The organism is Neobacillus drentensis (genome assembly GCF_036962765.1).
Classification (GTDB): Bacteria; Bacillota; Bacilli; order Bacillales; family Cytobacillaceae; genus Neobacillus; species Neobacillus drentensis_C.
This window is the reverse complement of record NZ_JBALOS010000286.1, coordinates 1-14,438: the sequence shown is the minus strand read 5'-3', so window position 1 is coordinate 14,438 and position 14,438 is coordinate 1. Positions and strand designations below refer to the sequence as shown.

Below are 14,438 nucleotides of genomic sequence, written 5' to 3'. Positions count from 1 at the left end.
GATTGAGGTTTAATTATTATGATTATTTGCTCTTAAAAGTTAGATAGAAGCTTATAGTACAAAAATGAAGGAGGACAAGAATGGAAGCACTCAAAAGCTATGAAAACGAACAAAATAATCAGAATGTTCAGAATGAAAAAGGGGGTAAAGAGCATATTAAACGCAATCTAAAGGCACGTCACATGACGATGATTGCTATTGGAGGGTCAATCGGGACAGGGTTATTTTTAGCGACAGGGGCGTCTATTCAAACAGCTGGACCTGGTGGGGCATTAATAGCTTATGGAGCTATCGGTATCATGGTCTACTTTTTGATGACAAGTCTCGGAGAAATGGCTACCTTAATGCCGGTTTCAGGCTCCTTTTCAACCTATGGCAGTCGTTTTGTCGATCCTGCATTTGGATTTGCGCTTGGTTGGAATTATTGGTTCAACTGGGCTGTTACACTGGCGGTTGAAATAGCAGCATCAGCTATTATTATGAAGTTCTGGTTCCCGGATGTACCAAGCATCGTGTGGAGTACACTATTTTTAGGTCTAATCTTTTTATTGAATGCATTATCGGTTAAAAGTTACGGAGAATCCGAGTATTGGTTCTCCTTAATAAAAGTAGTGACAATTATTGTTTTCATTGGAGTCGGTTTGCTCACCATTTTCGGTATTTTGGGTGGACATTTTATCGGGTTTAAAAACTTTACTTTAGGAGATGCTCCGGTTCATGGCGGTCTTTTGTCCGTTTTTAGTATTTTTTTCATCGCAGGTTTTTCGTTTCAAGGAACGGAACTCGTGGGCATTGCTGCAGGAGAAAGTGAAGAGCCGGAGAAAAACGTACCAAAGGCGATTCGACAAGTATTTTGGCGTATTCTTCTGTTCTATATCGTTGCCATTGCTGTCATTGGCCTTATTATTCCTTATACAAGTCCAAACCTGTTAGGCAGGGATGTCGACAGCATCGCTGTCAGCCCTTTTACCCTTGTATTTAACAAAGTGGGCATTGCATTTGCGGCATCTGTGATGAATGCGGTCATTTTGACTTCGGTCTTATCGGCAGGGAGTTCCGGTTTATATGCTTCGACACGCATGCTATGGTCCATGGCTAAGGACGGTCAGGCACCTAAATTTTTACAAAATGTAAATGATCGGGGGATTCCGATGAATGCCCTTGTCATCACGACGATTATCGGAGGATTAGCCTTTTTAACGTCCATTTTTGGAGATCAAGTGTATACATGGTTATTAAATGCGTCAGGCTTAACGGGATTTATTGCATGGCTTGGAATTGCAGTCAGCCACTACCGTTTTAGAAAAGCATATATGGCCCAGGGCAGGGACATGAATGATTTGAAATTTAAAGCGAAATGGTTCCCGCTCGGTCCAATTCTCGCTTTTGCGATGTGTGTCATTGTCATTTTCGGACAAAATTATCAAGCTTTTTTAACTAGTGAGATTGATTGGTATGGAGTAGCCGTGTCCTATATTGGTTTACCGATCTTTTTGGCATTTTGGATCGGGTATAAACTCGTTCATAAAACGAAGGTCGTTACACTAAAGGAATGTTCTTTTGAAGAGATGTCATCTAAATAGTGATTTTTCTAAGAGAAAAGGGTGTTAAACGATATCTGTTTTCATCTGATTAACTTTACCGCTTTGACAGGGTTAAGGTCGTGGGTTCGAACCCCTCACAGGTCATCATAACAGTGCCTTGGTAACCTTTGAGTTATCAAGTTTTTTTTATTTAACAATTTAGTTTGAAGTAATACTGATGATTTGGTGGCAGAAACTATTACCTTTACAATTCGACATTATCCAACTTACCCCTTCTTCACCTACCTCAATGACTGCCTTCATCTCAACTCACTTGTTGTCTTTTTTCTAACCGAATCCGGATTTATATTTTTCTAAAAAAAATTCTACTCTGGTTCCATTTGTGATTAAGGATGCTTCATAAAATAAAAAACTTTTTCCATTTTATTGGTAATATACTTTTTGCAGTTTAAGTGCAAAAAAATAAGAATAGTGCAAAAAATTTTTCCATTATTTTTCTTAAATAGTTCGCAAATAGGCATTTTTAATATTGGCACAGTATTTGCATGTATATAAGTGAAACTAGTGAGTTCATAATCATCAAAGGGGGATAACAATGAAAACAGGTACGGAACGTGTAAAAAGAGGCATGGCTGAAATGCAAAAGGGCGGCGTCATAATGGATGTTGTGAATGCCGAGCAGGCTAAAATTGCGGAGGAAGCAGGAGCAGTGGCTGTTATGGCCTTAGAGCGTGTTCCTTCTGATATTCGCGCAGCTGGCGGTGTAGCAAGAATGGCTGATCCGAGAATCGTAGAGGAAGTACTTAATGCTGTTTCAATCCCAGTAATGGCTAAGGTACGTATCGGCCATATTGTGGAAGCACGTATACTTGAAGCAATGGGCGTTGATTATATAGACGAAAGTGAAGTTTTAACACCTGCTGATGAAGAGTTCCATTTATTTAAAAGTGATTATACCGTTCCATTTGTTTGCGGATGCCGCGATTTAGGGGAAGCTGCCCGCCGTATTGGTGAAGGTGCATCCATGCTTCGTACAAAAGGAGAGCCGGGGACTGGAAACATCGTTGAAGCAGTCCGTCATATCCGTAAGGTAAATGCACAGGTTCGTAAAGTGGTTGGCATGAACGAGGACGAGCTTATGACAGAAGCAAAGCTTTTAGGTGCGCCATTTGAATTACTGCTTGAAATTAAGCGTTTAGGCCGACTTCCTGTTGTTAATTTTGCTGCCGGCGGGGTAGCAACACCTGCTGATGCGGCGTTAATGATGCAATTAGGCGCAGATGGTGTATTCGTAGGATCAGGAATTTTCAAATCGGATAACCCTGCAAAATTTGCAAAAGCGATTGTAGAGGCAACAACTCACTATCAAGATTATAAATTGATTGCCGAACTTTCCAAGGATCTTGGCACTCCTATGAAAGGAATCGAAATTTCATCATTAGCACCTGAAGCGCGTATGCAGGATCGTGGTTGGTAAGGAGTTTTTCTAGTACTAATTAGGTTATTTATTATCTTAAAAAAACAATCGTAAATCACTAACATAGTCGTGAAACCGCTTTAACGTTTTTGAAAATTTAGAATTTTTGTATTGACTTTGTTTTTTCTGACCCTTATACTCGTGTTAGAAAATGATCAGTTAGTTTTTGAAAGGAGGTTTAGGGGCATGCAAACACTGGAAACGGTGATTGTTACAGGATATGCAAAAGCTCCACAGGGAACTTCCATGTATGAAATGTATAAGCATGCGGGAATTGTACTCGAAGTGGATCCGAAAGAACATAAAATTATCAACGCCGAATTTACATTTGTTACAAAATTAACGAAAAATCATTTTCAAAAACTGCTGATTGGCTACTGTCTTAAAGACGGTGTTGAGCCCCTGATTGAACGAATTCAAAGCTTTTATTTTGCTCCATCCCAGCAAGCGATCATTGTGGCCCTTCAGGCTGCAGTTCAACGTTACTGGGATAACGTGAAGCAAAAGAATACATAACGTTTGGTTATAATAAAGTGGGAAGACGACCTCTTCTCATGGTCTTATTAAAACCGGGCAGACATGAACACTTTGTAGGGAATCGTCATTAAAATGGCATTCTTTATAAAGGATTTATGTTTTGCTCGGTTTTTTATATTTCCGAACTGTTAGTACACACGATAGTCAATGGAGAGGTAGGGGAAAAGATGAGCAAGCTGATTACATGCGAAGAAGCAGTAAAAAAAGTTAAAAGCGGCTCACGGATTATGGTAGGGGGTTTTGGGCTTGTAGGAAGTCCGCTTAGTTTAATAGCAGCTTTAGCTAAGAGGGAAGTCAAAGACCTAGAGATTATTAGTAATAACCTTGGAGAACCTGGGAAAGGTCTTGGAGTTTTAGTACGGCAAAAAAAAGTTAAAAAAGCAATAGGTTCATATTTTACATCCAACCCAGAAGTAGTTAAAGCCTATCAGGATAAAGAATTGGAAGTCGAGCTACTCCCACAGGGAACGATGTCTGAAGCCATTCGTGCGGGTGGTGCGGGCATTGGAGGATTTTATACACCGGTCAGCGTGGGGACGAAAATCGCCGAAAACAAAGAAGAGCGTACTCTTAACGGTAAAAAATATGTGTTCCAGGAGCCCCTTAAAGCCGATATTGCTTTCATTAAAGCAAAAAAAGCGGATCCATTAGGAAATCTCATTTACAACAAATCAGCAAGAAACTTTAATCCGATGATGGCAACATCCGCGGATGTTGTGATTGTAGAGGTGGATGAGATAGTGGAGGCAGGCCAGCTTTCACCTGAAGAAATTGTGACCCCGCATTTATACGTTGATTATATCGTTGTGAAGGAGGGGAATTAGCTTGAATGCGAAACAATACATTGCTGCAAGAGCAGCCAAGGAATTAAGGAATGGCGATATCGTTAATTTGGGGATAGGGATTCCAACGCTGGTGGCTGATTATATTCCATCAGATATAAATGTCTTTTTACATTCGGAAAACGGCATTCTGGGAGTAGGTCCTTCGCCTGAACCGGAGCAGATTGACCAAAATCTTGTTAATGCAGGGAAACTGCCTGTCACAGTATTGGAAGGTTCAGCCTTTTTTGATAGCGCATCCTCGTTTGCGATGATACGCGGAGGGCATGTGAGCGTCTCCATTCTTGGTGTATTGCAAATTGATGCAATTGGGCGGATTGCTAACTGGGCCGTACCAGGAAAAAGTGTTCTCGGTGTAGGCGGGGCAATGGATTTATTAGAAGGCTCCAAAAAGGTGATCGTAACAACGATGCATACGAATACCCAGGGGGAGTCAAAAATTGTCAAGGAATTAACCTATCCGCTCACATCGGAACGAATGGTGGATTTAATTATTACCGAGTTGGCGGTGTTCGCCGTTAAGGAAGATGGACTTCATCTAATCGATCTGTCTCCTGGAATTTCTCTTGAGGAAGTTCAACAGAAAACGGACGCACCGTTCCATATTGCTGAGTCTTTTAATATTGGCAACGAGGTGACTGTGTAGTGGTTGTAATCGTAAATGCATTTCGTACTGCAATTGGGAGCTTCGGCGGATCACTCGCGGATATCCCTCCAGAAGAGCTAGTATCCCTCATCATGAAAAATAATCTATCTGCTGCAGGTTACCGTGCCAATATTGTCGATGAAGTTATCGTCGGCCAAACAAAGCAGAGTGCGCATGCCCCTAATATTGCAAGGGTGGCAGCCTTACTTGCCCATTTTCCTGAATCGATTCCTGCTTATACCGTACATCGTCAATGTGGTTCGGGTATGCAGGCCGTCGTAAACGGGGCGATGTCCATTATGACAGGTCAGGCGGACGTTGTTTTAGCAGGCGGTGTTGAAAGTATGTCACAGTCTCCACACTATACGATTGGTACTCGATTCGGCCCAAAGATTGGAGATATGACCTTGTATGATTCAAATACGGAGAGTCAGCCAAAATCCCAACCAGAGGAAATATTCGGTCGCTTCACAATGGGGCAAACAGCTGAATGGCTTGCTGAAAAATATAACCTTAGCCGCCGTGAACAAGATGAGTTTGCCTATGTAAGTCAGAAGAAAGCGAAACGTGCTATTGAATTGGGCCGTTTTGAAGAAGAAATCATTCCTGTTCCGGTAAAGGAAGGGAAAAAGGGGATCAGACACTTTGCGATAGATGAGTTCCCAAGATTGACGGCCATTGAAAAGTTAGGAACACTAAGATCTGTATTTCAAAAGGATGGTACGGTAACAGCCGGAAACTCATCCGGCAGAAATGATGGAGCCTCGATGCTGCTGTTGATGTCGGAAGAAAAAGCGAAACAACTTGGAGTGGTTCCGATGGCAAGGATTCGTTCCTTTGCTGCAGCGGGTGTATCGCCAAAAGAAATGGGAATCGGTCCGGTTCCTGCATCCCAAATTGTGTTGAAAAAAGCAGGTCTCCGCTTAGAAGATATCGATTTGATTGAATTAAATGAAGCATTCGCTGCGCAAAGTCTTGCTTGTTTAAGAGAATGGGGCATAAAAGGAGACAACGTGAATGTAAATGGAGGGGCGATTGCCTTAGGCCACCCGCTAGGCTGCTCCGGTGCTAGAATCGTCACAACATTATGTCATGAGCTGGAAAAGCAAAAACGGCAATATGGCCTCGCGACACTTTGTGTGGCTGGAGGATTAGGAATGGCAATGGTGGTGGAAAGATGGATGGAATAAAAAAAGATTATGTGTTTCACCGTGATTTAAAAAAGGAGTACCCGATTATTACCCACGGTATAGGTTCCTATCTTATTGATGAGAACGGGAAAGAATATTTGGATGCTTGTTCGGGAGCAGTTGCAGCCAACTTGGGCCATGGGATTGCTTCTATAGGAGAGGCAATGGCAGAACAAGCAAAAAAGGCAGCTTTCGTCCATACTATGCGTTTCGAGACGAAAGCATTGCATCAATTGGCTGAAACAATCGGAAAAATGGCCCCCAACCATTTAAATAAAGTGTATTTTACAACCGGTGGCTCTGAAGCAAATGAAAGCGCTTTGAAGCTGGCGAGACAATATCATCGGGATGCCGGCAGACCCCAAAAGCACATTGTAATCGGGCGATGGCAGTCATATCACGGTAACACCATCGGTTCTTTATCCGCAGGAGGAGACGTTAAAAGAAGGCATGCATACACTCCTAATCTTTTAAACTATGCCCATGTCTATTCTCCGTACTGCCACCGATGTCCATATGATCGTCAAAAAGATGATTGTCTCTCTAAACAAAACTGGACGTGTGTAACGGATATTGAAAGAACCATTTTAGAGTTTGGTCCTGAGAACGTGTCGGCATTTATTGCCGAACCGATTGTCGGAAGCCAGCAAGGTGCTGTTCCACCGCCGCCGGGGTATTTTGAGAAAGTTCGAGAGATGTGTGATCGTTACGAAATCGTCTTAATTATCGATGAAGTGATGACTGGATTCGGTCGTACTGGTACCAACTTCGCGACAGAACAGATTGGAATCAAGCCTGATATCATCACATTCGGAAAAGGGGTATCAGCGGGCTATGCTCCGCTGGCGGGAATGATTGTTCATGATCGGTTAATCGATGGGCTCATTCAAAATAGCGACGGGAAATTTATTCATGGTTACACCTATAGTGGGCATCCAGTAGCGGTTGCTGCCGGTCTTGCTGCATTGGACGTTTATGAGCGAGATATGGTGCTGGAAAATGTCAAAAAACAAGGTCCCTACCTTGTCAAATGTCTTATGGAGCTGAAGCAAAAACATTCTTATATATCTGATGTTCGGGGCAGAGGGCTTTTAATCGGTATGGAGCTAGTGAAGGATCCTAGGGAGGATCGGCTGTTCGATCCCTCTGAAAAAGCTGCTGAAAGATTGAATGGAATTGCGATGGAACTCGGTGCGGTTTTTTATCCCGGTTCTGGTTCAATTGACGGCACAAAGGGGGAGCACCTCATCATCAGCCCTCCTTTAAATGTCACGAGAACAGAAATTGATGAGATTGTGAGAATTTTAGATGAATCATTTTCGATATTCAAAGGTCAATTAAGAAAGGATGAGATGTATGAAATTACAAAATAAAACAGAAGAGATTAAAGAAAAAGCACAAAAACATTTATCACCGGTTATGACAAGGGTAACGGAGCTTGTCATTGAAAAAGCACATGGTGCCAAATTTTGGACGACAGACGGAAAGGAGTATATCGATTTCGTTTCAGGAGTGGCTGTCAACGCAGTCGGGCATACGAACGGAAAAATGGTGGAAGCCATTAAAAAGCAAGCTGAAGCCTTGATTCATCTTGGATTGAACTATGGTTATTATGAAACGGCAGCGAATTTGGCAGAAAAGCTCGCTCATATCACACCAGGAAATTTAGATACTGTCTTTTTCTCCAATTCGGGAGCAGAAGCCATTGACGGTGCACTTAAACTGGCAAAGGCGGCTACAGGCAGACCCGCCATCATTGCTTTTGAAGGATCGTTTCATGGCCGTACATTAGGAGCAACAGCCATTACGGCATCAAGCTCTAAATACCGTCGTTATTATGAACCGATTTTAGGCGAGGTGTATCACGTTCCATATCCGTATCCAAGCCAGCTGAAAAACATTAGAGAAGAAGAAGCTGAAGAGTATTGCTTGAATCAGCTTCAAAAATTGTTCGATTTACGCGTCGATCCTTCACGTGTAGCGGCCATCATCATTGAACCTGTAATGGGTGAAGGCGGCTATTATCCGGCACCGCCAAGCTTTTTGCAGGCTTTAAGAAAGATTACAGAGGAACACGGTATTTTGCTTATCTTTGACGAAGTTCAAACAGGATTTGGCCGTACTGGTAAAATGTTCGCTGCAGAGCATGCGAATGTGACTCCTGATATTTTAGTACTGGCAAAAGCTCTTTCCGGCGGCATGCCTCTTGGTGCGATTGTCGCAAGTCGTGAGCTTCATGAAAAATGGCCGACTGCTGGTCATGGTTCGACATTTGGAGGAAATCCAGTTTCTTGTGCTGCGGCATTGGCAAACATTGAGGTCATTGAGGAAGAGAGGTTAGTAGAACGCAGTGCTAAACTCGGTGCCGAGATTGTCGGCCGACTTCATAACTCGGTAGGACATTTACCGGGCATTGTTGAAGTTCGAGGAGTCGGCATGATGATCGGTATTGAATTCGATTCGGAATCCGCTGCTGTCTATGTGCCGAAAATCAAATCGAAAGCACTGGAAAATGGCTTGCTCATTATGAACTGCGGTGTAAGCGGGCAAACGATCCGATTAATGCTTCCTCTTAATATTCAAGAAGATGTGCTAGATATAGGATTAACGATTTTAGAAGATGTGATAACAGAAACAATATCCGGAAACTAATTTTTGATTCCTCGGAATACAACGAAAAAGGAGGTCAAGTTTATGTCTAGTCAAATCAAAACAGATATTCTTCAGGGAGATCTTTATATAAATGGAAAATGGGTAAGTGACCCGGATCAGTCCTACTTTGAAAGCTTAAATCCGGCAACGGGGGAACTTGTCGGCATATGTGCGGCCGCCACAACGGAGCAAGTGGATGAGGCTGTCGCAAAAGCAAATGAAGCGTATTTACAATGGAAGAACACCCCCATTCCAGTACGAGCGGCTTATTTAACGAAAGCAGCCCAATTGTTTGAAATACGAAAAGAGGAACTTGCTAGTGTCATGACAATGGAGATGGGAAAAGTGCTACCAGAGTCTTTGGGCGAAGTCGGAGTGGTCATCGCGACTGCTCAATATATGGCAGGCGAGGGCCGGCGCCTCTTTGGAGAAACAGTCCCTGCCGGCTTCCCAGACCGGAACGTAAGAATGGTTCGTGAACCTCTTGGAGTTGCGGCGTGCATTACCCCCTGGAACTTCCCGGTTGCACTAGCTTCCTACAAAATCTTTTCAGCTCTGCTTGCTGGTAATACCGTCGTATGGAAGCCTGCTTCAGAGGTTGCGTTATCGGCAAAGATTTTTGTGGAAGTGTTAGATGAAGCCGGATTGCCAGCAGGGGTTGTGAACTTAATTACCGGTTCAGGAAGAACAGTCGGGCAAACACTCGCAGAGCATTCGGATGTTAAAGTCATTTCGTTTACGGGCTCAACAGAAGTCGGACAAAAGCTGGCTGAAATGAGCAGTAAAACGTTAAAACGTATTTCATTGGAATTGGGTGGGAAAAATGCAGTGATCGTCTTGAAGGATGCGGACTTGGACAAAGCGGCCGACGGAATCGTAAAATCAGCGTTTACGACAACTGGTCAGCGCTGTACAGCGGCAAGCCGAGTAATCGTCGAGCGTCCAGTAAAGGAACTGCTCGTACAAAAAGTAGCAGAATTAACACAGTCTATGAAAATAGGAAATGGACTTGAAGAAGGGAATCAAGTGGGCCCTCTCGTAAATGAAGACCAGCTTCATACAGTCGAAAAATATGTAAAAACAGCGATTGAAGAAGGTGGGAAAATTGTGTCAGGCGGGCAGCGTGTCAAAGAATTGGGCGGCTATTATTATGAGCCGACAATCATTGAGAATGTAAAACCAAATGATACCATTTCACAAGAAGAAATATTTGGTCCTGTTCTTGCCATCATTGAAGTAGATTCATATGAGGAAGCCATGGAGGTAAATAACGGGACGATTTATGGGCTATCAACTTCCATTTATACAGAGAGCCTTCATTATGCGAACCGTGCTGCGAAGGAAGCGGTAAGCGGACTTGTCTATATTAATAACGGAACGTCCAATGCCGAGATGGGAGTGGCGTTTGGGGGGATGAAAATGTCCGGAAACGGTCACCGTGAAGTTTCCCATCATGCATTTGATGTCATGACAGAGTGGAAGTCGATTTATACGAACTATTAAATGAACGGGATGGGGAGAACATGAGAAAACATCGTATCGGTATTGCATTCTTTTACCATGAATCCCACAGTTTCAGCCCGATGAAAACTGAAATCGAACAGTTTCGAAATGAAGGCTTTTTTATCGGCGATGAAATTTATGATGCCTATACAGGAACGAAAACAGAAGTGGGTGGGTTTCTGGATGTATTGAAACAGGTGGAGGATGTAGAAATCGTGCCGCTGCTTTGTGCGGCAGCGGTCCCATCGGGCGTAGTATCAATAGAAGCGTATTCAATCATCGAAGAGCAAATGCTCCAGTCAATCCGGGAGGCTGGAAGGCTGGACGGATTATTGCTTGCACTGCATGGAGCGATGGTCGTGGAGCACCTCCTTGATCCGGAAGAGCATTTACTGGGAAAAATTCGCGGGCTTATCGGATTGAATGTTCCAATCGCGACGACGCTGGACATGCACGCCAATTTAAGCGAAAAAATGATTGATTACACACCGCTTCATTTTGGATTTAAAACATATCCGCATATTGATATGTACGAACAAGGCATTCATGCGGCAATCGCTTTGATAAAACAATTAAAGGAAAGTGTGACTTACTACGCTTCTTTTGAAAAATTGCCGATGATGCCTCCCTCTATCAATATGAGAACTGCCGAAGGGCCGATGCACAAAATGATAGAGTGGGCGAAACAAGCCGAAGAGGAAGAAGGCATTTATAATGTGTCCGTATTTGGCGGCTTTCCTTACTCGGATATTCCCATGGTCGGTGCAAGTGTACTTGTTGTTTCGCTCGATCCGCAAAAAGGAAAAGAGACTGCCCAAAAGATGGCTTCCTTGTTCTGGAGTGTAAGAGAAGAATTTATCATGGAATTGCCCGGTGTAAAAGAAGGGCTCGATTTGGCGATGTCGATTGAAGATGACAAGCCGGTCGTGCTGGCGGACATCTCGGATAATCCTTTAAGCTGCGGGAGCGGGGATACAACAGAGCTGCTTCGGGAAATGGTGAAGATGAACATTCCTAACACGCTGTTTGGAGGACTCTACGATCCAGAATCTATTGAGGCTTGCCGCAAGAAGGGGGCCGGAAATAAGGTGTTGTTGTCACTTGGAGGGAAAGTATCGCCTGAATTTGGGGAGCCCGTACAGGTCGAAGCAACGGTAGTGGCCTTATCAGACGGTGTATTTCACAATTCTGGGCCGTTCAATCAGCATTTAAGAGTTGATTTAAAGGGGGCGGCACACATTCGCGTTGGCAAGATGGATATCCTCCTCATTGGTAGGCCGATGTCAGCGAATGATCCGGAAATGTTTCGTCATATAGGCCTTGAGCCGCAGGCAAAGAAAATTCTTGGATTAAAGGCTAAAAATCATTTTCGGGCAGCGTTTGAGCCTATTGTTGGCCATATCATTTATGTGGATGCACCTGGTGTTGCATCCAATCGTTTAAAAACTTTTACGTATCGTTACATTCCAAAGCCAATTTGGCCGCTGGATGATATCCAATATGAAGTAGAACTGAGGGGGACAGAAAAATGGAAACATTGAACAAAACCTATTATGTCGAAGTACCAGCTTCATTGAATCCAGGGCAGCTAAAAATGATGATGGAGCTTGAGCAAGATGCGTTTCCAGGATTAGGAGCAGTAGATGAACAAGCCCTTGTCCCGCTTACACGCTACGGGAAACTCATTCAATACCGGCAGCAAAATGATCCAAGGCCGATTGCGATTTGCGAAGTGATGAGAGCTTACAATGATATTCATAAAGCCTACATTTTTGGGTTTTATGTCCGCTCCGACCAGCAAGGGAAAGGAATCGGGAAATTATTTTTACAGGAAATTTATCCGATTCTAAAGCAAGATGGTTTTCGAAAGGTTTGCTTAACGGTCAGTACTAAAAACAAGGCAGCCGTCAAGTTATATGAAAAATTAGGGTTTGTCATAAAAGAGACGAGATTCGATGAATTTGGTGAAGGGGAAAATCGCTATTATATGGAATACCTCATTTCTTAATATAGTAATGATCAGAGGGAAATTCATCAAAAATGGTCAATAAAAAATAGGCTAATTTTAGGAGGAGTTTATGATGAGAAACAATTTATTCAAACCGAAAAGACATTGGAAAGAAAACGAGCTTTGGAAGGATGTAACGGATGAGCAATGGAATGATTGGGTTTGGCAGCTGACGAATACTATCAAAAATTTAGAAGACTTAAAGAAAGTAGTTAACTTAACACCAGAGGAAGAAGAAGGGGTTTTAATCTCAACAAAAACAATCCCATTAAACATCACGCCATATTATGCATCGCTTATGGATCCTGATGATTCAAGATGTCCGGTTCGAATGCAGTCTGTTCCGATTTCTGCGGAATTGCATAAAACAAGATATGATTTAGAAGATCCCCTTCACGAAGATGAAGATTCACCAGTACCTGGGTTAACACATCGTTATCCGGATCGCGTGTTGTTCCTAGTAACTAACCAATGCTCCATGTACTGCCGTTACTGCACAAGAAGACGCTTCTCCGGACAAATCGGAATGGGCGTACCAAAGAAACAATTAGACACAGCGATTAATTATATCGCATCTAACCCACAAATTCGAGATGTGTTAATTTCCGGAGGAGACGGGCTCCTTATTAATGACAATATTTTAGAATATATTTTAAAGAATTTACGTGAGATTCCGCATGTAGAAATTATTCGTATCGGTACAAGAGCACCTGTCGTATTCCCACAGCGTATTACCGAAAATCTTTGCAATATCTTGAAAAAGTATCATCCAGTTTGGTTGAATACACATTTCAATACATCTATTGAAATTACGGAAGAATCGAAGCGTGCATGTGAAATGCTTGCAAATGTTGGTGTACCTGTTGGTAACCAGGCTGTTATTTTAGCAGGCATTAACGACAGTGTACCGATCATGAAACAGCTTATGCATGACCTTGTTAAAATTCGCGTTCGTCCATATTATATTTACCAATGTGATTTATCAGAAGGGATCGGCCATTTCCGTGCACCAATCAGCAAGGGATTGGAAATTATGGAAGGACTTCGCGGCCATACATCGGGTTATGCCGTTCCGACATTTATTGTTGATGCCCCGGGTGGAGGCGGTAAAATTCCATTGCAGCCGAACTATATCATTTCTCAAAGTTCTAATAAAGTCGTATTACGTAACTTTGAAGGTGTCATTACATCTTATCCAGAACCAACAAATTATCAGTCAGGCAGTGCAGAGGATTACTACAAAAAGGTATATCCTGAAGTGTTTGAAAAGTTTGAAAGTAATGGAGTTCTATCCATTATTGATGATACGAAATTTAACCTTACACCTGAAGGATTAAAACGGTTAGATCGCCGCAAAACGTATAAGGAAAATATTGAGCATAGTTCATTAAAAGATAAACGTGACAAACGTGACGAGTTAAAAGAGAAAAAATTCCAATCACAAATGAAGAAATATGAAACAGTGGGAGCAAAGGAGGAATAATTTTGATTTGTCAATGGTGCGAATCTGACACAGCACGTGAAACGAGCAACAAAGTGTATTGGGAACTTCCAGATGGAACAAATGCGATCGAAATTAAGGACACACCATCCATTCATTGCTTGGAATGCGGTATGACCTATCAAACAGATCATACAGTGAAAGAAATTGAGGATCATCTATTTTTAATTGATTGCTCAAAGCTCGAAAAAAGTATGACGTATGAAACACTTATGGCCGCTCCACGCTTATTGAAGCGAAACTACTTTGATTTTTCGAAATAATTAGCTAGCCGTCTCCCGTTTTTCATGACAAAACGGGAGATGAATTTTATTCATATGGACAATTTATTCCCATCTTCCTTAAGAATGGATAAATTGCTCTTAAGAAATAGAAAGTTTAGCAAACAATTAGTAGGGATAATATAATTCAACTGATTGAGGTTTAATTATTATGATTATTTGCATGGGTATTCTTGTCAGCTAAGTAACTACATTTGTTTTCTTAAAAGTTAGATAGAAGCTTATAGTACAAAAATGAAGGAGGACAAGAATGGAAG

The 14,438-nt window shown here is 42.4% G+C and carries 13 protein-coding genes; all 13 read left to right on the top strand.

The window, feature by feature from the left end; genetic code table 11:
- Positions 1 to 80: 80 nt before the first annotated feature.
- Positions 81 to 1,583 (top strand): amino acid permease, encoded by a 1,503-nt coding sequence (locus V7137_RS27090; RefSeq protein ID WP_335700942.1) that lies wholly within the window; start codon positions 81 to 83, stop codon positions 1,581 to 1,583.
- Positions 1,584 to 2,139: 556 nt separating this feature from the next.
- Positions 2,140 to 3,021, top strand: coding sequence for a pyridoxal 5'-phosphate synthase lyase subunit PdxS (gene pdxS, locus V7137_RS27085; protein ID WP_335700941.1), 882 nt, complete (start codon positions 2,140 to 2,142; stop codon positions 3,019 to 3,021).
- Between the two features lie 186 nt (positions 3,022 to 3,207).
- On the top strand, positions 3,208 to 3,537 hold the full coding sequence (locus tag V7137_RS27080; protein WP_218345910.1) for a DUF3870 domain-containing protein: 330 nt from the start codon (positions 3,208 to 3,210) through the stop codon (positions 3,535 to 3,537).
- Positions 3,538 to 3,725: 188 nt separating this feature from the next.
- Positions 3,726 to 4,382, top strand: a complete 657-nt coding sequence (locus V7137_RS27075; RefSeq protein WP_335700940.1) for a CoA transferase subunit A — start codon at positions 3,726 to 3,728, stop codon at positions 4,380 to 4,382.
- Position 4,383: 1 nt separating this feature from the next.
- Positions 4,384 to 5,046 carry a 3-oxoacid CoA-transferase subunit B gene (locus V7137_RS27070; RefSeq protein ID WP_335700939.1) on the top strand — a complete coding sequence of 221 codons (663 nt, stop codon included), beginning with the start codon at positions 4,384 to 4,386 and terminating at the stop codon, positions 5,044 to 5,046.
- Positions 5,046 to 6,236, top strand: a complete 1,191-nt coding sequence (locus V7137_RS27065) for a thiolase family protein (protein ID WP_335700938.1) — start codon at positions 5,046 to 5,048, stop codon at positions 6,234 to 6,236. The genes V7137_RS27070 and V7137_RS27065 overlap by 1 nt, the downstream gene beginning before the upstream one ends.
- Positions 6,224 to 7,609 (top strand): aminotransferase family protein, encoded by a 1,386-nt coding sequence (locus V7137_RS27060; RefSeq protein ID WP_335700937.1) that lies wholly within the window; start codon positions 6,224 to 6,226, stop codon positions 7,607 to 7,609. Before V7137_RS27065 ends, V7137_RS27060 begins: the two co-directional genes overlap by 13 nt.
- Positions 7,593 to 8,888 (top strand): aspartate aminotransferase family protein, encoded by a 1,296-nt coding sequence (locus tag V7137_RS27055; RefSeq protein ID WP_335700936.1) that lies wholly within the window; start codon positions 7,593 to 7,595, stop codon positions 8,886 to 8,888. The genes V7137_RS27060 and V7137_RS27055 overlap by 17 nt, the downstream gene beginning before the upstream one ends.
- A 42-nt stretch (positions 8,889 to 8,930) precedes the next feature.
- The gene (locus tag V7137_RS27050; protein WP_335700935.1) at positions 8,931 to 10,391 is read left to right on the top strand and encodes an aldehyde dehydrogenase family protein; all 1,461 of its coding nucleotides are present in this window, start codon (positions 8,931 to 8,933) and stop codon (positions 10,389 to 10,391) included.
- 20 nt (positions 10,392 to 10,411) lie between these two features.
- Positions 10,412 to 11,932 (top strand): M81 family metallopeptidase, encoded by a 1,521-nt coding sequence (locus tag V7137_RS27045; RefSeq protein WP_335700934.1) that lies wholly within the window; start codon positions 10,412 to 10,414, stop codon positions 11,930 to 11,932.
- Positions 11,920 to 12,399 (top strand): GNAT family N-acetyltransferase, encoded by a 480-nt coding sequence (locus V7137_RS27040; RefSeq protein ID WP_335383906.1) that lies wholly within the window; start codon positions 11,920 to 11,922, stop codon positions 12,397 to 12,399. The genes V7137_RS27045 and V7137_RS27040 overlap by 13 nt, the downstream gene beginning before the upstream one ends.
- Positions 12,400 to 12,472: 73 nt before the next feature.
- Entirely contained in the window at positions 12,473 to 13,882 is a 1,410-nt protein-coding gene (gene ablA / locus V7137_RS27035) for a lysine 2,3-aminomutase (protein ID WP_335700933.1), read from the top strand.
- A 2-nt stretch (positions 13,883 to 13,884) separates the two neighbouring features.
- On the top strand, positions 13,885 to 14,163 hold the full coding sequence (locus V7137_RS27030) for a YokU family protein (protein WP_214732270.1): 279 nt from the start codon (positions 13,885 to 13,887) through the stop codon (positions 14,161 to 14,163).
- Positions 14,164 to 14,438 lie beyond the last annotated feature (275 nt).